Genomic DNA, 21,817 nt, shown 5'->3' with positions numbered 1-21,817 from the left:
CCTCGGGCGACAACGCTTCGATTACGGCCGCGCGGTGATCACCAGCGCCTGAATCTTCGCTTCAACGGGGCCGGGGCCGTGGCAGGCCCGGATCTCCTCGGCAAGGGCGTCCGTCGCTGCCTGCAGCTTGCTCGCATCCCTCGCGTCGATCTCGTTGCGCAGCGGCGTCCCCTGGCAATAGGCGAACGCCACATATTCGGGCGTGGGCGCGCGGCTCATCGCGGCAAGCGTTTCGATCGAAATGTCGCGGAAGCCGGCTTGCTCCAGCTCTGCCTTGATGACGGCCTTGTCGTGATAGCCGTGCGGCGTCCGCGCCATGAAACGGGGCGGATCATCGGGAAAGACCTTTCCGAGCACGCGCGTCGCATCATCGGCGAACACGTTCTCCTCGATACGGTCCCAGACGTTGAACACGAACGTGCCGTTCGGCCGCAACACCCGCTTGGTCTCCGAATAGCCCTTAACACGATCCGGAAAGAACATGGCGCCGAACTGGCAGCAGACCAGGTCGAATGTGGCGTCGTCGAACGGCAGGGCGGTGGCATCCGCCTGGCGCCAGGTCATGCGCGGATCCTCACCCTGGCGCTGCGCCGCAACCGCGAGCATCGGTTCGTTGAGATCGGTTGCGACGTAGCGGATGCCGGGCGGTAGCGCTGCAGTCACGGCCCGCGTGACGGCGCCGGTGCCTGCGGCGGTTTCCAATATTGTGGACGGGGAGAGAGCCGCGACACGCTTTGCGATGTCGGCAGCGTAGTGGGCAAAGATCAGCGGGACGAGATACTCGTCGTAGATTTTCGGAATCGAGCCGGCGAAAACCTTGTCAGTGTTGGACATGCTTGCCTCGCTGAAGGTTGGACGCGAGGCGCATGTTACACAGGTTGCCGGCCACCGCACCAGCAGCGAGGTGACCCCCACCGGCGAAAAGCGCCTACGATTTGGCGACGACCTCGCGGATCGGACGCGTGCCGTCCCAGCTCAAGGCCGCCTGCCGCACCTTCTCGAAGAACGGACCCTTGGTGCCGCTGATGTCGGAGATCTCGATCACCGTTCCCGGATGCGCCTGCGTGTCGAAATAGGCAAAGCGTCCCTTGTCGCCGCCGATCTGGCCCTCATGGCCGATCCTGTAGCCCAGCCCGATCGCCTCGTCGTAGAGCGCCTGATAGTCGTGGCTCCAGTACGACATGTGCTGGAGGCCTTCGTGGCCGGCGTCCAGAAACTCCTTGTACAGCGAGGGCGCGTCGTTGCGCTGCTGGATCAGCTCGATCTGCAGATCGCCGGAGTTGGCGAGCGCAATGCTCATCTCGACCGATGAGTCCTGGCCGCGATGGCGGAACCAATCGGTCTTGACGCGGTCCATGTAATACCAGGGACCGACGCCCATCACCTCGATCCAGTGCTTCATCGCGGCCTGGATGTCCCGCACCACATATCCGTTCTGGCGCACCGCGCCGAAGATGCGGCTCATGCCCGCGCTCCCCTTGTCAGCCTGCTCACTTGACCTCGATGCCGGCGTCCTTGGCAACCTGTTTCCAGGCCGCGATGTCGCGGGCGTTGATGTCGCGCTGCTCCTCGCCCGGGACGAATTGCGGCGTGATGCCGAGCTTCAACAGCTTCTCCTTGACCTCGGCATCGCCGAGCGCGTCCTTGAGCGCCGCCGACAGCTTTTGCGCGATCGGCGGAGCAAGGCCCGCGGGCGCATACATCGCCCAGGACAGGCTGCGGTCGAACGGCACGCCCTGCTCCTTGTAGCTGGCGACATCGGGCAGGCTCGGCGAGCGTTCGCCGCAGGCGGCCAGCGCCTTGATCGAGCCGTCCTTCACCAACGGCGTCGCGGTCGCAACGTCCAGCGTCGCCAGCGAGATGTGGCCGCCGAGCAGGTCGCCGGCGAGCTTGGCGATGCCGTTGAACGGCACGTGCTCCATCTTGATGCCGGTCTGCTGCATCAGGATCTCCGCGCAGAACTGTCCGGTCGAGCCGATGCCCCAGCTGCCGTACTGGATCGGCTCGCCCTTTTTCGCCAGTGCAATCAGGCCCTTGATGTCATTGGCGGCAAAGTCCTTGGTTGCCACCAGGATGATCGAGGAGACGCCGACGCGCCCGATCGTCGTAAAATCCTTGATCGAATCGTAGGGCAGTTTTGGATAGATCGCCGGCGCCAGCACATGCGTGGTCATGCCGCCGACGGTGATGGTGTAGCCGTCGTTCGGTGACGTCGCCACCATCTGCGTGCCGAGCGTGCCGGCAGCTCCCGTGTGGTTCTCGATATAGATGCTCTGTCCGAGCGACTTGCCCATCCTGTCGGCGAGCAGCCGGCCGACCACGTCGCCGCCGCCGCCGGCCGCGTAGGGCAGCAGCATCTTGATCTTGTGGGTGGGGTAAGCGGCGGGGTCTTCCGCTCGCGCCGGCAGTGCGGCCAATAGCAATGCGAGAAACGAAAGCGTGACGGTGCGCAGCATCATGATGGCATTCCCTAATCTTCGAAACGAAATCGATAGGCCTCGCCGTGCCTGACAACGCGGCCTGCGGTCGGTGCCGGAAAATGGCCGGTGAGCAGATAGCTCGGCGTATCCGCGAGCTCCTCCAGCAGCGCCATCCGCGTTGCGACCGCCGCGGCCGGATCGACATCGGCGGCATTCGACAGCCACGGTGCCGCGCACTGGATCGGATGATGGATCACGTCGCCCGACATCACCGCGTGATCGTGGCCACCGTTGAGATGGATCTGCATGTTGCCGGCGGTGTGCCCGGGCGCGGGCGAAAAGCGTAAGCTCGCGTCACGATCGTTGAACAGGCGGTAATCAGTTTCGACAAGCTCCGCGAGGCCCGCAGCGACCACCGGCAGCACGGAATCCTCGAACGAGCCGTGGTTCACCGGGCTCTTCGGCGCCGCATTGTGCGCGGCCTCGAAATGCCGGTACTCCTCGCGGCCCATCAGATAGCGCGCATTGGGGAAGGTCGGCACCCAGCGGCCGTCGAGAAGGCGAGTGTTCCAGCCGACGTGATCGACATGCAGATGCGTGCACATGACGAAGTCGACCTGTTCAGGGGCAACACCCAGCGCCCGCAAGTTTTCGAGATAAGGCTGATTCAGGTTGTTCCACGCCGGCACGCGCGGCCGATGCTTGTGATTGCCGCAGCAGGTGTCGACGACGGCGGTCCAGCGCGGCGTGCGTACGAGATAAGAGTGGTGGCTGAGGATGAAGCGGCCGGTCTCGGGTTCGATATAGCGATGATCGAGCCAGCTGCGGTTCGCTGCGATGTCAACGTCGGTGACGTTGGCGAACAGCCAGGTCTTCTCAAAGGCGAGCGCGGGGATCTCGCTGACGAGATCCACCCGCATGCTGCCGATCCTCACCTGCCGCATGCTCAGTTCTTCAGGAGGTCGCCGAACGGGACCCAGCGCGTGCCGTCAAAGCGGATCAACTGCAGGCTCGTCATTGGCGTGTAGCGCTCGGGCGAGTTGTTCACCGCCGTGCCGTTGATCAGCATCGGCAGGCGCACGTCCTTCAGGCTGGTCGCCTGCTTCATCACATTGGCGCGGGTGAGATCGTTGCCTGATGCCTTCAGCACCGTCACCAGCGTCTGTGCGATGGTGTAGCCGTAGACGTTGAGCCAGTCGCTCTTGTTGGCGTCTGGCAGGTACTTGTCCATGAAGGCGGCCCATTCCCTGGTGCCGGCATCGTCCTTGTTGGCGGGGTCGGTCGCGTCCTTCAGGTACTGGCTGGAGATGACGCCGGTGGAATTGTCCTTGCCGGCCGGCTCCAGCACGCCGCTGATCGATGCCGAGACGTTGGAGATGATCGTCACGGGCTTCCAGCCGATCTCGCCGATCTTGCGGATCGCCTGCGCTGCGAATTTCGGCGTCGCCGCCACCAGCACGATTTCGGCACCCGCGGTCTTCAGTTGCAGGATCTGCGTGTCGACCGTGGGCGCGGAAGTCTCGTAAGCGGCGCGCGCGACGATCGCTTCGCCGCTGCCGAGCCCTTCCTCCAGCGCCTTCAGATAGTCCTTGCCGAGATCGTCGTTCTGGTAGAGCACGCCGATCTTGGCATTGGCGTGGCTCGCCTTGATGTATCTGGCGTAGGCGATCGCCTCGTCGCGATAGGTCGGCTGCCAGCCGACGGTCCACGGAAAGTTCTTCGGGTCGTCCCACTTCGCCGCGCCAGAGCCCAGGAAGAGCTGCGGCACCTTGCGGTCGTTGAGATATTTGTGCACGGCGCTGTTGGTCGGCGTGCCGACGCCGCCGAAGATCAAAAGAACCTCCTCGCTCTCGACCAGCTTGCGCGTCTGCTCCACCGTCTTCGGCGGGCTATAGGCATCATCGGCGATGATCATCTGGATGCGCCGTCCGTTGACGCCGCCCTCGTCGTTCACCTTGCGGAAATAGGCCTCCGCCGCTTTCGCGATCTGCGCGAACGCCGACACCGGTCCGCTCAGCGGCGCCGTGGTGCCGATCTTGATGGTCTTGTCGTCGGCGCCGGGATCGTATTTGGCGGATTGGGCGGAGGCGGTGTTGCTCGCGAGCAGCGGCAACAGGATGCATGCCGCGGCTAAGCGAAGGCGGGCAAAGCGCGCCATGAGGTCGTCTCCCCAAAATTGCTCTCCGCCTCTCGTTGGTGCGGAGTTGAAACGCGAGAACAGCGCCAGCAAGCAGGCTTGCGGACCGCGCCCGTTGCCGCCAGATTGGCGAAACGAACGATCGTTCGTACGGTTGACTAGCGAACGATCGTTCGTTAGTCAAGTCACATGGCTGTCCACACCTCCAGCGCGGCGGAAGCGGCTGCGCCCACGACGCGCGAGCGCATCCTCACCGAGGCGCTCAACCTGTTCGCGCAGAGCGGCTATGGCGGCGCCTCGATGCGCGAACTCGCCCGCCGCGTCGGCATCCGCGAGAGCAGCCTCTACAACCATTTCTCCGGCAAGGCCGCGATCCTCGAAGCGATCGTGAGCGAGCACGGCCCCGCAAGCTCCGCGAGCCGGCTCGAAGAAGTGCGCTACAAGCAGCTGGCGCGGCAGCCTGCCGCGTTCTGCCGGCAGTTTGCATTGGACCTTGTCGAGCAATGGTCCGATCCGCGCGAGCACCAGTTCCAGAAGGTCATCACCGCCGAGCGCAACCGCGTGCCCGGCATCCGCGCCAAGTTTGCCGACCATTTCTACGCGCGCGAGCAGAGCATGATGACGGACTATTTCCGCGGCTTCGCGCTCGCCGGCCTGATCTCGACGCCGGATCCGCGCGAGACTGCGCGGCTGTTCGCGGCCGGGCTCATCTATATCCGCCTCGAGCATTACGTGATGGGCGCGGTGCCGTCGCCGCGACCGAAGGTGATCGAGGCGATCGACCGCTATCTTGCCTTCTTCCTGTCGCTGATCGCGGCAGGCAATGACACCGACAACAAGAAACGAAAGCTCAAGGGAGAAACGCGTGGCAAGGCTGCCCCTGATTGATCCGGAGACGACGAGCGGCGACATCCGCGCCTCGTTCGACCGCATGCCGGTCAAGCTCAACATCTTCCGCATGATGGCCCACGCCGAGGCCAACATGATCCCGGCGATGCGGCTCGGCAATTCGATCCTGCACAAGCAGAAGCTCTCTGCCGTCAACCGCGAGCTCTTGATCCTGCAGGCCGCCCAGCTCGAAGGCGGCGCCTATGAATGGCGCCAGCACGTGCCGATCGCGCTCGGCGTCGGCTGCACGCAGGCGCAGGTCGATGCCGTCGAGCGTTCCGATTACGATGCCGCCGGCTTAAGCGAAGCCGAACGCGCCCTACTGAAGTTTGGCCGCGACGTCGTCGAGAACGTCCGCGTCGGCGAAGCCACCTTCGCGGCTGCTCGCGCGCATTTCAGCGATCAGGAGATCGTCGAATCCATCGTCGCGCTCGGCTTCTACATGATGATGGCGCGCCTGACTGAAGCGACCGAAACCGATCTCGATCCCGCGGCCGGCATGAAGGTCTATGACGGCGGCAAGAAGCAGGGCGGCTGACATGACTGAAGCCGAGACCAAGCCGGAGCGCTACGTCCGTCCGCCCAGCGCGGAGTCCTCCGGCGAAGCGCCGGGCAGGGGACGCTTGAAAGGACGCCGGATCCTCATTGTCGGCGGCGGCCAGCGCGTGTTCGATGCCGCCACCGACCCGATCGGTAACGGCCGCGCCATGAGCATTTTATGCGCTCGCGAAGGTGCGAAGGTCGCAGTCGCCGATCTCAACCGCAGCTCCGCCGAACAGACCGTGAAGCGCATCACCGACGAAGGCGGCGACGGTTTTGCGATTGCGGCCGATGTCACGTCGGAGGCGGATGTCCAGCGCATGATCGACGAAGCGCATCGCGCCATGGGCGGGCTCGATGGCATGGTGCTGAACATCGGCACCTTCGGCAAGACCGGGCTCGACAACGTCAGCCCAGAAGAGTGGAACAAGATCTACGACGTCAATGTCCGCGGCCCCATGCTGTGCTGCCGCGCCGCGATGCCGAAGTTCGACAATGGCGGCGCCATCGTCTTCATCTCCTCGATCGCCGCGCTTAAAGCCGGCTCGCAGATGGCGGTGTATGACTCCTCGAAAGCCGCGCTCGGCGGCCTCATGCGCAACATCGCCCATCTCGGATCGCGCCGCGGCATCCGCGCCAACCTCGTCTATCCCGGCCTCGTCGACACCCCCAACGGCCGCGAAGCCGGCGCCGGCCGCCCCAACCGCGGCAAGGGCCACATCCCGTTCGGCCGCCAGGCGACCGCATGGGAGATTGCTTACGCCGTGCTGTTCTTCCTGTCGGACGAGAGCGTCTACGTCACCGCGCAGACGCTCGCGGTGGATAGCGGTTTGAGCGGGATGTAGGCCCTGTTGCGCGTTCATCGCCCGTGCGATCGTGCGCGACAGATGAGATGGTCGACCGAGAGGTTCCCCGGCCCGTAAGCCATGATGCCGAGCGCCATGGCCGCCCAGGTGAGATGGATCGGCCAGCCGTCGGGTACCGTGAGCTCGACGATCACCGTCATGAACAACAATCCGAGCGCAGCAAACCGCGTGCCCAGTCCGAGCACCAGCAGGATCGGGAACAGGATCTCGCCCGAGCCGGACAGGAAGGCCATCACCGTTGGTGCCGGAAAATGATATGGCCCGCCCGGCAGGTGCAGCATGAACTCGTCGCTGAACAGCGTCACGGCGGTGTCGTTGAGCCGGAGGAAGCCGGCCCATTTGAGCATACCCGAGCGCCAGAACGGCACGGCGAGCGCGACGCGCAGCACGAGCTGGACCAGCGACGGGGCGGCAAGCGTCTGCACCAGTTGATTGGCCTTGTCGATGAGCAGGCCGAGGGGTGGAAGGCTGCCGCTTGCGGGCATGCGCTGGTCCGTAATCATGCTGGATCTCCAAAGGCAAATGAGATGAGCGCGCCGGCTTCGATCAGGCCGGCGATGTTCGCGGCGATGTCGAAGTCGGCTGATGCGTCGAACGCCGCCATTGCGGCCGCGCCGAGCGGCTCGCCGGACATCAGGCTGGCGGCAAAGACGGCGCCGCCGGGCGGAAGGTGGCGCACCGCGACGTCGCATTCGGGCCGGGTGATCAGGGCGTCTTCCGGCGTCGACGCATCGATGCGCACCACAGGCGCGCTGTCGCGGTTGGCGGCAAAGATCGTCACGGCCGCATAATGTGAGCGTACGATCCGTGTGGCCGGATGCGGCGTGAAGACGAGATCGCCAAGCCGTTCCGGCGCGATGGCGGACAGAAGCGCAGGCGACAGCGGTGATGCGTCGGCGGCGTGATAGGCATCGAGCCAGGCGCGCTCGATGCGCGCGACATCGGCCAGCCAGGGCATATCCTGCGCATGGGCGTAATTCGCGACGAAGTCCGGGAAGTCGCGGCCATAGTCGAACAGCAGCGGCGAGGTCGGCGGGCTATTGCGGACGTGGAAGCGCGCCATGGCGCGGAAGAAATCCGTGCCGGTGATGCGCTGCACCGCCGGATAGATCGCAGCCAGCGCATCGATCAGGCTGACCGTGACGTTGTTGCGGTAGACGTCATAGCGTCGGCCTGCCGGCTTGCCGTTTCGGCCGACCACGGTCGTCGGCTCGTCACGCGCGGGGTCGAGCAGCGGCGGCGCGAAGGCCGCGGCAAATCCGAGGTCAGCTTCAGGCCGCACGGCGATCCTCCGTCTCTGCGGCCGTCTGGCAGCGATCGAGGATCGCCTGCGCCGCGGCGGCCTCGGCGCGCAGGATCGGCCATTCCGGGATCTTGCTGTCCCATTCGATCAGCGTCGGCACGGGGCCGCGCCGCGCGATGATGATCTCGTACAGCTTCCACACGGCATCCGCGACCGGGCCGTCATGGCTGTCGATGAGGAGGAGGTTGCCGTCATCGTCGGTCTGCTCCGCGTGGCCGGCGAGATGAATCTCCCCGACGCGAGCAAGCGGAAAATCGGCCAGATAGTCGAGCGCTGAGTATCCGTGATTGGTCGCGGACACGAACACGTTGTTGATGTCGAGCAGCAGGCCGCAGCCGGTGCGCGCGGTGATGGCGCGAATGAAATCGGTCTCGCTCATCGTGGACTGGCGGAAGGTGACGTAAGTCGACGGGTTCTCCAGCAGTAGCGGACGGTGGATCGCCTCCTGCACCTCGTCGATGTGATCGCAGACGCTGGCTAACGTCGCCTCGGTATAGGGCAGCGGCAGGAGGTCGTTGAAGAAGCTGGTTTCATGCGTCGACCAGGCCAGATGCTCGGAGACCAGCGCCGGCTGATAGCGCGCGACGAGGCTGCGAAAGCGCGCCAGATGGGTCTTGTCGAGCGGCTGCGGCCCGCCGATCGACATGCAGACGCCGTGCAGGGACAGCGGATGGTCGCGGCGGATGGCTTCCAGCGCGCGATGCGGCGCTCCGCCCGCGCCCATGTAGTTCTCGGCATGCACCTCGAAGAAGCCGGCTTGCGGGCCGGCTTCGAGAATCGCCGGAAGGTGCTCGGGCTTGAAGCTGGTTCCGGCGACGCCGCCGAGCGGAAGTGAAAAGCGGAGCGGCACGGTGGCGGGCTTGGTGGCCGTGATCATGGTGCGTCTCCGCTTCCTTCGTGTTGGCGTGATGGATTGGCCGGGCCGCGTCAGACCGGCTTCAGCGAGCCCTTCTTGCCGCCGGGCAGCTCGATGCTGGTGCAGGTGCCGCCCTGGACGAATTTCCAGGCGTTGCCCTGGAAGTCGACGGTCGAGGTGCCCTGGCAGGTCGTGCCCGGTCCGGCGGCGCAATCATTCTGGCCCTTCAGCGCGACGCCGAAGCACTTTTCCTTCTTGGCGGCGATGGCGGCATCGGCCTCGGCCTTGGTCAGCGGACCGGCGGCGGCGAGGGTCGCGAGCGCGGTCGACATGGCGCCGGCGAGAGCAAGCGTAGTGACGACGTGTTTGGCAGACATCGAAGTTCTCCTTTTCAGATGCATCGCCTGGCAGGCGAAGGCGCATGGTCTTCTTCGTTTCGCGCGCAGCCGGCGTTACTGCCGGGATGCTCACGAGTCCGTGAGACCGATTGGTCGGGGCGCCCGGTTGGTGCGCTTGGGCCGGGATTAACGGGCAAGCGCCGGCGTAAATCCAATGCCTTGGCTCTATCGAGACGTTAGCCGCGGGGCATTGGTGCGGATGGCCCGCACCTGCCAGACGTAACGAAGGGCGGTCGGCGCCGTAGAGCGATGTCAGAGGGTGGGCGGATCCGCGAAGGCGAAAACGGCGATGAATGTTGATCCCGGACGGAGGCTTCAGGCGGTTGCAAAGCTGACGGTCAGCATTCGCCTCGCAGTGTCCGCCCTGGTCCTGGCCGCGATCCTGCTCACGGCCGCGCTTTCCAGCCTGCTGTGGTGGCGCACCGCGGAGGCAACCAGCCGCCAGCTCGCTTCCACCATCAACGAGCAGATCGTGGCGGCGGTGCGCAAGGAGGTCTCGGCCATCGTCGACGAGGCGCGCGCCGCGCATACCGCGATCCGCACGCTGTTCCTCCAGAACGTGCTCGACACCCGCGAGGCCGACAAGCGCGAGTTCGTTTTCCTGTCGCAGTTGCAGTCGCAGGCGACGATCTCCTGGGTCGCCTTCGGCTGGCCCGACGGCTCGTTCTTTGCTGCGCACAAGCTCGGCGATCGCCGGCTGGAAATGATGGAGATCTCGCTGACCGATCATCCGGGTCAGCGCCGCGTCGATGAATATGACGTCGTGCCCGGCGATATCGAATTCGCGAGTCGCCGTTTCGAGCCGACCGAGTTCCGTGTGGCCGATCAGGCCTGGTTCAAGGCCGGGCTCACCGCGGACGATCCGCGATGGTTCAGGGTGATGGACCATCCGACCGGCGAGCGGCCGTCGATTGCCTTTGCGGGACCGATCGACGTCTACCAGGAGCGGCAAGGCGTTCTGGCTGTCGTGATCGAATATACGAGGCTCGCGCGCTTCCTGTCGCAGCTCGAGGTCGGGCGTACGGGAACCGCCTTCATCGTCGATGATAGCGGTGAGCTCGTCGCAGCCCCGGACAAGGAGGCCGACGAGCTGCACCCTGCGCGCGGCGACATCACGCTGCTGCCGCTGGCGCGCGCAGCGCTCGAAAAGGCGGGCGAAGCCGGCCGCAAGGAGGCCCGGCGGAGCCGGCTGACATCACGTGGCGCGGCCTACGAGGTCGCGCTGACGCCGCTGCCGTTTCCCGGCTGGTCGCTCGCAACCGTGATCCCGGAGGCCGAATTTCTTGGACCCGTCGAGACGACGCTTCGCCGTCTGATCCTCGGCCTTGCCGTCGGCGCCGTGCTCGCGGCGCTGGCTTCGGCGGTGCTGGCGCGTTCCGTCATTGCGGCGCCGCTGTCGCGCGTCGTCGGCGAGCTTCGCCATGTCGAAGCGTTCGCGCTGGAGCAGGTCCGCCGGCATCCGTCGCGGCTCAATGAAATTGCGAGCCTGTCGGGTGCCATCGCCGAGATGGCCGCCGGCCTTTCCGCTTTCCGCAAGTTCATCCCCGCCGATCTCGTCCGTGCCCTGCTGCGTCAGGGCGTCGAGGCAAGGCCCGGCGGCAGCATCCAGGAGCTCAGTGTGATGTTCATCGATATCGCCGGCTTCACCGGACTGTCCGAGCGAATGGGCGATCGCGTGGTGCCGCTGCTGTCGCGCTATCTCGACCTCACTTCGGAAATCATCGTCGCCAATGCCGGCACCATCGACAAATTCATCGGCGATGCCGTGATGGCATTCTGGGGCGCGCCGCAGCCGCAAGGAGATCATGCCCTGCGCTGCTGTCGCGCGGCGCTGGCCTGCCGCAGGGCGATGGACGAGTCCGGCCTTGTCGACGATCTCGACCAGCCGCTTCAGATCCGCATCGGCATCAATTCGGGCCGCATGCTGGTCGGCAATATCGGCTCGGAGCTGCGACTGAATTACACCGTGATCGGCGATGCCGTGAACGTCGCCAGCCGGCTCGAAGGCGCCAACAAATCCTACGGAACGCGCATCCTGATCGGCGAAGCGACCGAACGCCTGGCGCGCGGCGCCATCGTCACGCGTGAGATCGAGAGCATCGCGGTTTACGGGCGGGAGGAGGGGCTCTCCGTTCACGAACTGATCGGAATCGTGGGTGAAGGTGTGACCGAAGCCGACTGGATCGCGGATTACGAGCGCGGCCTCGCCAACTATCGGGCGCGCCGGTTTGCCGTCGCGCTCGCCGATTTCGAGGCCGTGCTGGAGCAACGCGCCCACGACCGTCCCGCCGCGCTGATGCGTGACCGATGCCGGCAATTCATCGCGGCCGCGCCTGATGACGCTTGGCGTCCGATAGCGGCACTGACGTCGAAATGACGCGCTGATGCCGGCATTGTCGCGCCGGGATCGATATTGGTCGGATTCCGGCACCGGTCCCCGGCATGCCGCGCGCCCCGCGAGATTCAGATTGCGCGAGCTGACCATTCCGCCTAATAGAATTGGACAAATGACCAAATAGCATGGTCGGGCGGCCGAAAGCCGCGGCCGTGGAGGAACAGCTGCCCCGCGCGACATGCGCCGGCGGCCTCAGGGAACGGGAAGCGCAGCATGTCGCAGGCGAATGGTTTTGGTTTGGCGGGTGTCATCGGCATGCCCGTGGCGCATTCGCGCTCGCCGGTCATTCATAATTATTGGCTGAAGGCGCACGGCATCCGCGGCAGCTATGTGCCGCTCGCGGTCAAGCCGGAGCGGCTCGAGGATGCGCTCCGCGGACTCATCGCGCTCGGCTTCCGCGGCTGTAACGTCACCATGCCGCACAAGCAGACGGCGATGCCGCTGCTCGACCGCGTCAATGAAACCGCCAAGCGCATCGGCGCCGTCAACACCATCGTCGTCGAACAGGACGGCACGCTCTCCGGCTTCAACAATGACGGCAACGGCTTTGTGCAGAGCCTGCGCGACGCCAGGGCGGACTGGCGTGGCGATGCCGGGCCGATCCTGCTGCTCGGTGCCGGCGGCGCCTCGCGGGCGGTGGTGGTCGCATTGCTCGAGAACGGCGCACGCGAGATCCGCATCGCCAATCGCACGGCCGAGAAGGCCCAGGCGATCGCCAGGGAATTCGGCTCTGCGGTGAGCACGATTGCGTGGGAAGACCGCGGCGCGGCGCTTGGCGACGTCGCCCTGCTCGTCAATTGCACCGATCGCGGCATGGTCGGCAAGGCTGCTCTCGAGATCGACCTGTCGCGCTTGCGGGCGGAAACGCTCACCGCCGATCTGATCTATACGCCGCTCGAGACTCCGTTCCTCGCCGAGGCCCGCGCGCGCGGCTGCGTCACCGTGAACGGGCTCGGTCTGCTGCTCAACCAGGCCCGGCTCGCCTTCAAGGCCTGGTTCGGTGTCATGCCTGACGTCACGCCCGAGCTGATCAAGGCCATCGAGGCGACGTTCTGAACCGCCGGGGAGCTTGCGCCATGACGCTGCCGGTGTCTCCCAGGATCGATTGCCATATCCACGCCATCGATCCCGTCCGCTTTCCCTACGCTGACGACACGCCATACCGGCCAAGCGGGCAGGAGATCGCGCCCGCGGCCCAGTTGCTGCGCGTGTTCGATGCCTTCGATGTCAGGCACGCGCTCGTCGTCGCCACCAACACCGGCTATGGCAGCGACAGCCGTATCCTGCTCGACACGTTGAAGCAGGGCGGCGGCCGCTTTCGGGGCGTCGCCGTCGTCGAGAATGATGTCGACATCAGGGAGCTCGAGCGGCTGAAAGCCGCCGGCGTGATCGGCGTCGCCTTCAACGTGCCGTTCCATGGCGCCGCCTATTATCTTAAGGCCGCGCCGCTGCTGGAGAAGCTGAAGAGCCTCGAACTTTTCCTGCAGATCCAGGTCGAGCAGGACCAGTTGCTCGACCTGCTGCCGCTGATCGAAAAATCCGATGTGCGCCTGGTGTTCGACCATTGCGGCCGGCCCTCGGTCGCGCAGGGCCTGCAAGGCAAGGCGTTCCAGGCGCTGCTCGCAATCGGCCGCGAACGCGACGCGCACATCAAGCTATCCGGCTATTACAAGTTCTCCGAGCTGCCCCATCCGTATGAGGACACCTGGCCGTTCATCGCCGCGCTGGTCGAGGCCTTCACCCTCGACCGCTGTGTCTGGGGCTCGGACTATCCGTTCCTGCGCGCAGCCGAACGGCTCGACTACGGGCCGCTGCTCGCAGTGCTGACACAATTGTTTCCGGATCCGGGCGATCAGCATCGCCTGTTGTGGCGAACGCCGGCAAGGCTGCTCGGCTTCGACGGCGGGACGGATCAAACGAGATAACAACAGAGCAAATGGGAGGGAGGACGTCATGAGGCACTTTGCAGGGCCGATTGGAATCGCGATTGCGGCATCGCTGTGGGCAAGCGCGGCTTGCGCGCAAAGCACCGTGTACATCCCCGACGTCATCGAGCTGTCCGGGCCCGGCGCCGTCTCCGGCACCAATTGGCGCGACGGCGTTGCGCTCGCTGTCGACGAGATCAACAATGCCGGCGGCATTCTGGGTCGCAAGATCCAGACCGAGCACCTGGACACCCAGAGCAACCCCGGCATCTCGCGCGCCCAGGTGCAGAAGGTCCTCGACAAGGACCCTTATGCCGTGCTCGGTCCGATCTATTCGGGTTCGGTCAAGGTGAACATGGCACTGACGCAGGCCGCGGAGATCCCACAGATCGTCGGCGCCGAGGCCGCCGACATCACCACGCAAGGCAATCCCTGGGTGTTCCGCACCGCCTTCGGCCAGCAATTCTCGATGCCGAAGATCGCCAACTACCTGCACGACAAGCTCAAGGTGAAGGCGGTCGCGGTGGTCTGGGTCAACAATGATTTCGGCAAGGGCGGCCGCGACAATTTCGTCAAGGAGATGAAGGCGCGCAATATCGAGATCGCGGCCGATATCTCGACCGAGCAGGGCCAGGTCGATTTCGGCTCCGACGTCATCAAGCTCAAGGGCGCCAAGGCCGATGCGATCTTCGTCTACACCAACGAGGAGGAGAGTGCCCGCTTCCTCATCGAAGCGAAGCGGCAGGGCGTGGCAACGCCGCTGTTCGGCGAGACCACGCTGCTCAGCCAGAAGGTGGTCGAGCTCGCCGGTCCCGCCGCCAACGGCGTGCGCGGCCATGTCGGCCTGTCCGCCGATGCGCCGGTGCCGGCGATCGAGGACTTCACGAAGAAGTTCAGCGAGCGCTACAAGTACCGGCCCGATCACAACGGCATCAAGGGCTACACCGCCGTCTATCTCGTCAAATACGTCACCGAGAAGATCGGCAAGTTCGACAGCAAGGCCTTTGGCGCGGCAATGAAAGGCCTGACCCTGACGCCCGACAAGGCCCCTGGCATGCTGATGGAAGCCAGCTGGGATCAGAACGGCGACATCGACCGCGCCAGCTTCCTTGCCGAGATCATCGACGGCAAGCAGAAGATCGTCGAGACGCTGCCGAAGCTGAAGGGCGGCAAGGGCGAGTAGCGGCCCCGCCCGCGCCAGACTCAGAGCTCGTCGAGCGCGGCCCATTGCGGCACGTGCGCGGCGAGCTTGTCGAGCAGGCGCTCGAATTCGTTGCGCTCGGCCCGCGTGAGGCACGCGAGCATGGCGCGCTCCCGCTCGCGCAGGGCCGGGATGTATCGCGCATAGAGCGCGCGGCCGGCCGCCGTCATGAACAATTGCTGACGGCGGCTGTCGGTCTTGTCGGCGGCGCGCCGTATCAGCTTCTTCTTCTCCAGCGCGATGATGCCGCGACTGATATTGGCCTTGAGATGGCCGGAGAATTCGCAGATCTCGCTCGCGGTCACGCCTTCGCGGAAGTTCAGGAAGATCAGGGTGACGATCTCCGGTCGCGTCAGACCGAGCTCCATCTCGATCCGCCGGAACGACGGCTCGCGGTAGAAGTTCAGCACGTAACCCATCCGGTACGCGATCTGGAGCTCGGTCCCTCCGATCACCGCCGCGAGCGGCTCCCGCTCCGCCTGGAGGCCCTTGGTCGTGCCGTTCGATGATTTTCGAGATGGTCTCATATGAGACTTTCTGGTTGCTTTTCGATCCGGCATGATCTTAACATCGCCGCGCGGCCCGCAAGAACGGTCGTCGTCGATAGTTGTGGAGGAACGGATGGAGGCGACGCCGGCCTGGCGGAGCGCTACAGACCCGTCGTGCGAGCGCGAGGTTCGGTGTTTCTATGCGGGAACGCCGGCGCATCCGGTCTATGTCGATCATGTGGCATCGCCGCGCGCGGCCACGGGCAGGGCGCCCGTCGTCATGGTTCACGGCGCCGGTCACACCGGGACGTGCTATCTGGCGACGCCGGATGGACGGCCGGGTTGGGCGGTGCGGTTCGCCGCGGCTGGCCGGGATGTGTTGGTGCCGGACTGGCCCGGCCACGGCCGCTCGCCGCAACCGGCGGATTTTCCACGGCTGGGCACCGCCGACGTCGCCACCTCGCTGCTGGCGCTGGTCGAGCAGATCGGCCCTGCCGTGCTGCTGGTACATTCGGCGAGCGGACCGATGGCATGGTGGATGGCGGAGCGTCGTCCCGATCTCGTCCGCGCCGTGATCGGCATCGCGCCGGGGCCGCCGGCCAATCTGCTGCGCGATCTGCCCGACGATCCCGCATCGATCATCGCCTTGCGCGACGATGCCAGCGCCGGTCACCCGGTCTATTCGGATGAAACCAGGCCGGTGTGGCTGACGGCGGAGTTTGCTGCGGCCTATTGGGCCAATACGCCGCGCTTTCCGCAGGGCGCGTTCGAAAACTACTGCCGCTCATTCGCGCCGGAGAGCGCGCGCATCCTGAACGAGCGTTTCAACATCGCCGGCCGCGGGCTCAGGATCGGCGATCCCATGCGCCTGCGATCGACGCCGATCATGATCGTGACCGGGGACTGCGATCCGCGCCATCCGCGCGAGGTCGATGCGGCGACGGCCGGCTATCTCGGCGCAGAATTCGTCTGGCTTCCGGATCGCGGCATCGAGGGCAACGGTCACATGATGATGATCGAGGACAACAGCGACGATCTGGCCGCCATGATCCTGGCCTGGCTCGACGCCGTCAAATGCTGAGATATCGCATCGAGGGGGACGACAGATGAATTGGATTGCGCGCGCTCTGCTGCTGTTTGCGCTTCCCGTCGCCGCACAGGCGCAAGTCAGTGGCGACGTCGTCAAGCTCGGTGTGCTCACCGACATGGCCGGCGTCACCGCGGACATCACCGGCAAGGGCTCGCTGGTCGCTGCAGAAATGGCGGCCGATGAAATCGGCGGCAAGGTTCTGGGCAAGCCGATCCAGATCATTTCCGCCGACCACCAGCACAAGGCCGATGTCGGCTCGGCGATCGCCCGCCGCTGGTTCGACGTCGAGGACGTCGATGCGATCGTCGATGTGCCGAATTCGGGCGTTGCCCTCGCGGTCCAGGGCCTTGCCCGGGAAAAGAAGCGGATCGTCCTCTATTCCGGTCCCGGCACGACCGCGCTTACCAATGAGCAATGCTCGCCCTATGGCTTCCACTGGACCTACGACACCTATGCCGTCTCCCACGGCACCGCGTCTGCCGTGGTCAAGGCCGGCGGCAGCAGCTGGTTCATTCTGGCCTCCGACTATGCTTTCGGTCATCAGCTTCAGCAGGACGCGACCAGCGTGATCACCGCCTCGGGCGGCAAGGTGCTGGGTGTGGCCCGCCATCCGCTCAACACGCCGGACTTCTCTTCATTCCTGCTGAGCGCGCAGTCCTCCGGCGCCAAGGTGATCGGCCTCGCCAATGCAGGCAACGACACTGTCAACGCGATGCGGCAGGCCGGCGAATTCGGCTTGACGCAAGGTGGCCAGAATCTCGCCGCGCTGATCCTGTTCCTTCAGGACGTGCACGCTCTCGGTCTCAAGGGCGCGCAGGGCACTTACCTGACCACGGCGTCCTACTGGGACATGAACGAGGCGACGCGCGCCTGGTCGAAGACGTTCTTTGCGAAAACCGGGATGATGCCGTCGATGCTGCATGCCGGCGTCTATGGCGCCGTGCGCCATTATCTGAAGGCCGTCGCCAGCGCCGGCACCGACGACGCCGACAAGGTCGCAGCAGCCATGAAGGCGCTCCCCGTCGAGGACGTCTTCTCGGAGGATGCGCGCATTCGCGAGGATGGCCGGGTGACGCGCACCATGTATCTGGTCCGCGTCAAGAAGCCGTCGGACTCGAAATACCCCTGGGACTATTTCGAGATCGTACGCAAGATTCCGCCAGAAGAGACGGTCTGGCCGCTCGCGGAGAGCAAATGTCCGCTGGTCAAGGCCTCCAGCCGCTGAATCGGGGACGGCCGTCGAACGGAGTGGCAAAGCGAGCTCGCCACGGGCATGATGCGGGTGTGATATCTCGCCCTCTTGCGATCCCGGACGACCCCAACACATGAAAACCACGCTGCTCAGATCCGAAGACTACACCCGCTCGCCCTGGAAGAACGGCGGCGGCATCTTCACCGATATCGCGGGTGCCCATCGTGCAGACAGCCCGGTGAAGGACTGGAACAGCCTGCTCTGGCGCTTTGCCTCCACGCCGATCGTGGCGCCTGGTCCGTTCTCCTACATGCCCGGCATCGACCGCCTGCAGATGGTCGTCAAGGGGCGCGGGCTGGTGCTGAGGTCGCCGGGGCGGGAATTCGACGAGCGTGAACCTTTTACGACGGTGCGCTTCACCGGCGAGCTCGAGATCGTCACCGCGCTCGAGGCAGGTCCGGTCGAGGTCGTGAACCTGATGGCGCGGCGGGGCGCTGCAGAGATCGAGCTCGCGGCGCTGAGGGAACCGGGTGAGCGGCCATTGTCCGCCGGCACACATCTGGTCTACGCCGCGCATGGCGATTGCCGCATCCGTCTTGGCGGAGAGGATTTTGCGATTTCGCACGAATGTACGCTGAAGGTCGAGCTGACCGAGGCGTCCAGCCTGGCGCTCGTTTCAGGCTTGGCGGTGTTGGCGTCGATCCAGCTCGTCGGCTAGGCTGCAACCGCCCTTCCGATGCGCACGATCCGTGCAACTGGCTAGGTTGGCGCGACCCCGCCGGCGCACTATATCTGCTGTCGATGCAGACCGCCGCGAAGGGGCCGGATATGAACGCGCCACACCAGAATCCCCCTACGCTGTCCGACAGCGTTGTCGACTGGCTGACCAACGGCACGCGCGACGAGCGCTTCATCGACAACATCTTCGCGCAGATGTGCATCCGTCTCCAGCAGGCGGGCATTCCGCTCAAGCGGTCGACGATGCACGTCCGCATCCAGCATCCGCAATGGCTCGGCGCCGGTTTCATGTGGTCGGACGGCATGCGCGAGGCGAAGATAACGCGGGTCGACTTCGACGTGATCGAGCGATCCGAGTTCATCGGCAGTCCTATCAACGAAATGATGGACGGCGCGACCGAGCTCCGCGAGAAGCTCGAAGGCGATCCGTCGCTCGGCCGCAAGCACGCGCTCTATGACGAGATGCGCGCGAAAGGCTTGACCGACTACGTTGTCTGGCCGCTCCATCACACGCTCGGCAAGCGCCACTTCGTCACCTTCGCGACCGACCGGCCCGGCGGTTTCGAAGATGCGCATATCGCGGCCCTGAAGAACGTGCTGCCGGTGCTGGCGCTGGTCAGCGAGATCCGCATCAAGAACCGCCTGGCCCGTACGCTGCTGGAGACCTATGTCGGCTCGCATGCCGGCGAGCTGATCCTGGCCGGCGCCACAAGGCGCGGCACCGGCACCACGGTGCGCGCGGCGATCATGATCTGCGACTTGCGCGATTTCACGAAAATCTCCGACAACTGGCCGCGCGACGACGTCATCGATCTGCTCAACGACTATTTCGACGCGATGTCGGAGCCGATCGCGCGGCACGGCGGCGAGATCCTGAAATTCATCGGCGACGGCCTGCTCGCCATCTTCCCCCTGAGCCAGCCCGATGCCTGCGCCAACCTGCTGCATGCCGTGAGCGAAGCCCGCCAGGCCATGGCCGCGCTGAACGAGCGCAACAAGAGCAGCGCCCGCGCGCCGCTGAACTACGGCATCGGCGTCCATGTCGGCGACGTCATGTACGGCAATATCGGATCATCGAGCCGGCTCGATTTCACCGTGATCGGCCCCGCCGTCAACATGGCCTCCCGCCTCGAAGCGCTCACCAAGCAGCTCGGGCGCAACGTGCTGCTGTCGCGCGATTTCGCCGAGCAGGTCCAGCCGAAATTCGAGCTGGAGCGCGTCGGCGAATACGAGGTGCGCGGCTTCAGCGATCCGATCGAGCTGTTTGCGTTCTAGAGTGAAGAGCCTTGCCCGCCCGCGAGCGCCGCATAGCGCTCGCGCAGGTCGATGCGCCGTCCGGATGTCGCGGCCTCGGCGATGGCGAGCGTCACCAGCAGGCTGCGCGCGCCGTCCTCGACCGGCTGCAGCGACGGCGTCACGCCCCGGACCACATCGCGGAAATGATCGAGCTGGGCGACGTAAGGATCGATCGAGACCGCATGGTTGGCCTGAACCAGGATCGGCTTGTTCCAGTCCTGCGCGCCGCCTTCCTGCGTCCATTGATCGAGGCTCGGAAACTCGATCGCGCCACGGCGGCCCATCAGGCGGTAGCTGCTCTGCCCGCTGAACGGAAACTCCGGCGCCTCGCCAAGGCCCTGCTCCATGGTCCAGGGGGACACGGCGCAGTCGCTGAGAAAGAACGTGCCGAGTGCGCCGCTCTCGAACGCCAGCAGCGCGACCGCGGTATCCTCTACGGCGAAGCCGCGCTGGCGGTTCGCGGCGATGGCCTCCACGGCGACGATTTCGCCCAGCGTAAAGCGCAGGAAGTCGATCTCGTGGATCAGATTGATCAGGATCGGGCCGCCGCCGGCCTGCGACCGCCAGGGCGCGGCCTTGAAATAGTCCGCCGGCTTGTGGACGGCCCAGATCGCGGAGACGCCGACGACATCGCCGATGCGGTTCTCGCCAAGCAGCGTCTTGAGCGCCTTCACCTGCCTGTGGTGACGGCGGTGGTGACCGACCAGCGAGCGGACGCCGGCCTTGCGGACCTCGGCGATCAGACCCGCGGCGGTCTCGAGCGTACCGGTGACCGGCTTTTCGATCAGGATATGGATTCCGGCTCGCGCGCAGGCGATGCCGTTCTCGGCATGCAACTGGTTGGGCGAGGCGATGATCACCGCCTCGGGCCGCGCCTCGTCGAGCAGCTTGCGATAATCCCCGAAGACGCGCGCGCCGGGCTGTTCGGCTGCGACCTGCGCGGCATTGACGTCGGCAATGCCGACGAGCTCGTAGTCGCCATGCTCGGCGAGCTTGCGCAGGTGCTTGCGTCCGATCAACCCCGCCCCGATCACGGCAATCCTGATTTTCGTCATGTCATGCGTTCCGTTGGTTAAGCCCACCGTGACAGTCGCGTCGACCGGCGCCGCGGTCGCGGCCTTCGATCACGTGCCTGGCTGCATTGAACGCCGTGGCGATCCGCTCGCTTGCGTCCAGCGCCGGCATCGGCATCTCGACGCTGAGCGCAGCATCACCGGGCAGCGCCTCCAGCAGCGGACCGAGCGGCAAGGCACCGTCTCCGGGCGGCAGCCGTCCCTCGCGCGCCTCGGCGATGATGGCCGTTTCCGTTGCCGGCGCGTCGGCTGTGGCATCGCAGAGCTGCGCGGCGCGCAGCCAATGGTCGGGAAGGGTGATCAGGTCGGCGGCCCGGCCGCCCGAACGCGTCAGATGCAGCGCGTCGACCAGGATGGCGCCGTTCCTCTGGCCTGCATCGCGCACGACCGCCGCGGCCTGGGCGAGGTTGCCGACCGCGCGCCAGCGCATGAATTCGAGATCGACGCGCAGGCCAAAGGATGCGGCGAGCAGGCAGAGCTCGGCGAAATGGGCGGTGAGCCGCGGCCCGTCCGGATCGTCGCCGGAAGCGATGAGCGCTGTCGCGCCGAGATCGGCGGCGGCTTCGAGACAGCCTGCGAGCGAAGCAATCTCGATGCCCGGCTTGAGCTGGACCAGCTCGATATCGCTGACCCGCACGCCCTCGTCCGTCAGCACGCGCTTGAGTGCGCGGTGGGCCTCGGTGCCTGTTTGGGTCGGATAGGCCGGCCCGTCGGCGGTCGCGGGGATGAAGCGCAATGCGACCGTGGCAAATCCAGCCCGCGCGGCCTCGGCAACGAGCCGCGCCGGTGCAAGCTCCAATGCGGTGAGGTGGGCAAGACCGAGCTTTGTCACGCTTCAACGCTCCGGTGCGGACAAGCCCGCGAGCAGGAGACGGTGCGGCGGGCGCCGGTCGATTGCATCTGTCTCCTCCCATTAATTAATCCATAGGTTAATTGTTAATTAATCCACGGGATAATTGATGTCAAGCCGCCTCGATTGCGCTATGGAGGTGAGGCGATCCGGCGGCCGGA

The 21,817-nt window shown here is 65.5% G+C and carries 23 protein-coding genes; 11 read left to right on the top strand and 12 right to left on the bottom strand.

Annotated elements, in window-relative coordinates:
* Window positions 1–21: 21 nt before the first annotated feature.
* The 5 genes from JQ603_RS34480 to JQ603_RS34460 all read right to left on the bottom strand — a co-directional run bounded on the left by JQ603_RS34480 (window position 22) and on the right by JQ603_RS34460 (window position 4,578).
* On the bottom strand, window positions 22–834 hold the full coding sequence (locus tag JQ603_RS34480; protein WP_212346945.1) for a class I SAM-dependent methyltransferase: 813 nt from the start codon (window positions 832–834) through the stop codon (window positions 22–24).
* A gap of 94 nt (window positions 835–928) precedes the next feature.
* Entirely contained in the window at window positions 929–1,465 is a 537-nt protein-coding gene (locus JQ603_RS34475) for a VOC family protein (protein ID WP_212346942.1), read from the bottom strand.
* 25 nt (window positions 1,466–1,490) lie between these two features.
* A complete protein-coding gene (locus JQ603_RS34470) occupies window positions 1,491–2,459 on the bottom strand; it encodes a Bug family tripartite tricarboxylate transporter substrate binding protein (RefSeq protein WP_212346940.1) in 969 nt (322 codons plus the stop codon).
* An 11-nt stretch (window positions 2,460–2,470) separates the two neighbouring features.
* Entirely contained in the window at window positions 2,471–3,364 is an 894-nt protein-coding gene (locus JQ603_RS34465; RefSeq protein WP_212346937.1) for an MBL fold metallo-hydrolase, read from the bottom strand.
* A 2-nt stretch (window positions 3,365–3,366) separates the two neighbouring features.
* The gene (locus JQ603_RS34460; RefSeq protein ID WP_212346934.1) at window positions 3,367–4,578 is read right to left on the bottom strand and encodes an ABC transporter substrate-binding protein; all 1,212 of its coding nucleotides are present in this window, start codon (window positions 4,576–4,578) and stop codon (window positions 3,367–3,369) included.
* Between the two features lie 168 nt (window positions 4,579–4,746).
* Here JQ603_RS34460 and JQ603_RS34455 point away from each other — a divergent pair, with 168 nt between their 5' ends.
* From JQ603_RS34455 to JQ603_RS34445, 3 genes are read left to right on the top strand one after another with little or no spacing between them, the layout of a single operon-like run.
* Window positions 4,747–5,445, top strand: a complete 699-nt coding sequence (locus JQ603_RS34455; protein WP_212346931.1) for a TetR/AcrR family transcriptional regulator — start codon at window positions 4,747–4,749, stop codon at window positions 5,443–5,445.
* Window positions 5,423–5,983, top strand: a complete 561-nt coding sequence (locus JQ603_RS34450) for a carboxymuconolactone decarboxylase family protein (RefSeq protein ID WP_212346929.1) — start codon at window positions 5,423–5,425, stop codon at window positions 5,981–5,983. Before JQ603_RS34455 ends, JQ603_RS34450 begins: the two co-directional genes overlap by 23 nt.
* Window position 5,984: 1 nt before the next feature.
* A complete protein-coding gene (locus JQ603_RS34445) occupies window positions 5,985–6,830 on the top strand; it encodes an SDR family NAD(P)-dependent oxidoreductase (RefSeq protein WP_212346926.1) in 846 nt (281 codons plus the stop codon).
* Between the two features lie 14 nt (window positions 6,831–6,844).
* Here JQ603_RS34445 and JQ603_RS34440 read toward each other — a convergent pair whose 3' ends face one another.
* From JQ603_RS34440 to JQ603_RS34425, 4 genes are read right to left on the bottom strand one after another with little or no spacing between them, the layout of a single operon-like run.
* Window positions 6,845–7,354 carry a DoxX family protein gene (locus JQ603_RS34440; RefSeq protein WP_212346924.1) on the bottom strand — a complete coding sequence of 170 codons (510 nt, stop codon included), beginning with the start codon at window positions 7,352–7,354 and terminating at the stop codon, window positions 6,845–6,847.
* Complete coding sequence (locus JQ603_RS34435) at window positions 7,351–8,133, bottom strand: HvfC/BufC N-terminal domain-containing protein (protein WP_212346922.1); 783 nt, start codon at window positions 8,131–8,133, stop codon at window positions 7,351–7,353. Before JQ603_RS34435 ends, JQ603_RS34440 begins: the two co-directional genes overlap by 4 nt.
* Window positions 8,123–9,031 carry an MNIO family bufferin maturase gene (bufB, locus tag JQ603_RS34430; RefSeq protein ID WP_212346920.1) on the bottom strand — a complete coding sequence of 303 codons (909 nt, stop codon included), beginning with the start codon at window positions 9,029–9,031 and terminating at the stop codon, window positions 8,123–8,125. Before bufB ends, JQ603_RS34435 begins: the two co-directional genes overlap by 11 nt.
* Before the next feature lie 50 nt (window positions 9,032–9,081).
* Window positions 9,082–9,387, bottom strand: a complete 306-nt coding sequence (locus JQ603_RS34425) for a BufA1 family periplasmic bufferin-type metallophore (RefSeq protein WP_212346918.1) — start codon at window positions 9,385–9,387, stop codon at window positions 9,082–9,084.
* Between the two features lie 310 nt (window positions 9,388–9,697).
* On the opposite strand from JQ603_RS34425, the gene JQ603_RS34420 reads away from it, so the two are divergent.
* The 4 genes from JQ603_RS34420 to JQ603_RS34405 all read left to right on the top strand — a co-directional run bounded on the left by JQ603_RS34420 (window position 9,698) and on the right by JQ603_RS34405 (window position 14,911).
* Complete coding sequence (locus JQ603_RS34420; RefSeq protein WP_212346916.1) at window positions 9,698–11,785, top strand: adenylate/guanylate cyclase domain-containing protein; 2,088 nt, start codon at window positions 9,698–9,700, stop codon at window positions 11,783–11,785.
* Window positions 11,786–12,016: 231 nt separating this feature from the next.
* Complete coding sequence (locus JQ603_RS34415; protein WP_212346915.1) at window positions 12,017–12,859, top strand: shikimate dehydrogenase; 843 nt, start codon at window positions 12,017–12,019, stop codon at window positions 12,857–12,859.
* 20 nt (window positions 12,860–12,879) lie between these two features.
* Window positions 12,880–13,728: an amidohydrolase family protein gene (locus JQ603_RS34410; RefSeq protein ID WP_212346913.1), complete on the top strand. Its 849-nt coding sequence runs from the start codon at window positions 12,880–12,882 to the stop codon at window positions 13,726–13,728.
* 28 nt (window positions 13,729–13,756) lie between these two features.
* On the top strand, window positions 13,757–14,911 hold the full coding sequence (locus tag JQ603_RS34405) for an ABC transporter substrate-binding protein (protein WP_212346911.1): 1,155 nt from the start codon (window positions 13,757–13,759) through the stop codon (window positions 14,909–14,911).
* A 20-nt stretch (window positions 14,912–14,931) separates the two neighbouring features.
* Here the strand turns inward: JQ603_RS34405 and JQ603_RS34400 are convergent, their stop codons facing one another.
* On the bottom strand, window positions 14,932–15,456 hold the full coding sequence (locus tag JQ603_RS34400; RefSeq protein WP_212346909.1) for a MarR family winged helix-turn-helix transcriptional regulator: 525 nt from the start codon (window positions 15,454–15,456) through the stop codon (window positions 14,932–14,934).
* A 94-nt stretch (window positions 15,457–15,550) separates the two neighbouring features.
* Here JQ603_RS34400 and JQ603_RS34395 point away from each other — a divergent pair, with 94 nt between their 5' ends.
* The 4 genes from JQ603_RS34395 (at window position 15,551) to JQ603_RS34380 (ending at window position 19,712) form a co-directional block, all read left to right on the top strand.
* Window positions 15,551–16,498, top strand: a complete 948-nt coding sequence (locus JQ603_RS34395) for an alpha/beta fold hydrolase (protein WP_212346907.1) — start codon at window positions 15,551–15,553, stop codon at window positions 16,496–16,498.
* 25 nt (window positions 16,499–16,523) lie between these two features.
* On the top strand, window positions 16,524–17,732 hold the full coding sequence (locus JQ603_RS34390) for an ABC transporter substrate-binding protein (RefSeq protein ID WP_212346905.1): 1,209 nt from the start codon (window positions 16,524–16,526) through the stop codon (window positions 17,730–17,732).
* A gap of 100 nt (window positions 17,733–17,832) precedes the next feature.
* Window positions 17,833–18,417, top strand: coding sequence for a HutD/Ves family protein (locus JQ603_RS34385; RefSeq protein WP_212346903.1), 585 nt, complete (start codon window positions 17,833–17,835; stop codon window positions 18,415–18,417).
* A 110-nt stretch (window positions 18,418–18,527) separates the two neighbouring features.
* Window positions 18,528–19,712 (top strand): adenylate/guanylate cyclase domain-containing protein, encoded by a 1,185-nt coding sequence (locus tag JQ603_RS34380; RefSeq protein ID WP_212346901.1) that lies wholly within the window; start codon window positions 18,528–18,530, stop codon window positions 19,710–19,712.
* Here the strand turns inward: JQ603_RS34380 and JQ603_RS34375 are convergent.
* Together JQ603_RS34375 and JQ603_RS34370 are read right to left on the bottom strand one after the other, a co-directional pair.
* Entirely contained in the window at window positions 19,709–20,788 is a 1,080-nt protein-coding gene (locus tag JQ603_RS34375; RefSeq protein WP_212346899.1) for a Gfo/Idh/MocA family protein, read from the bottom strand. The two genes, JQ603_RS34380 and JQ603_RS34375, sit on opposite strands and share 4 nt — an antisense overlap.
* Window position 20,789: 1 nt before the next feature.
* A complete protein-coding gene (locus tag JQ603_RS34370; protein WP_212346896.1) occupies window positions 20,790–21,638 on the bottom strand; it encodes a sugar phosphate isomerase/epimerase family protein in 849 nt (282 codons plus the stop codon).
* Window positions 21,639–21,817: the final 179 nt, after the last annotated feature.

Origin of the sequence: Bradyrhizobium liaoningense (assembly GCF_018130825.1) — a bacterium.
Taxonomy (GTDB): domain Bacteria; phylum Pseudomonadota; class Alphaproteobacteria; order Rhizobiales; family Xanthobacteraceae; genus Bradyrhizobium; species Bradyrhizobium liaoningense_B.
This window is presented reverse-complemented; position numbering and strand designations above follow the sequence as displayed.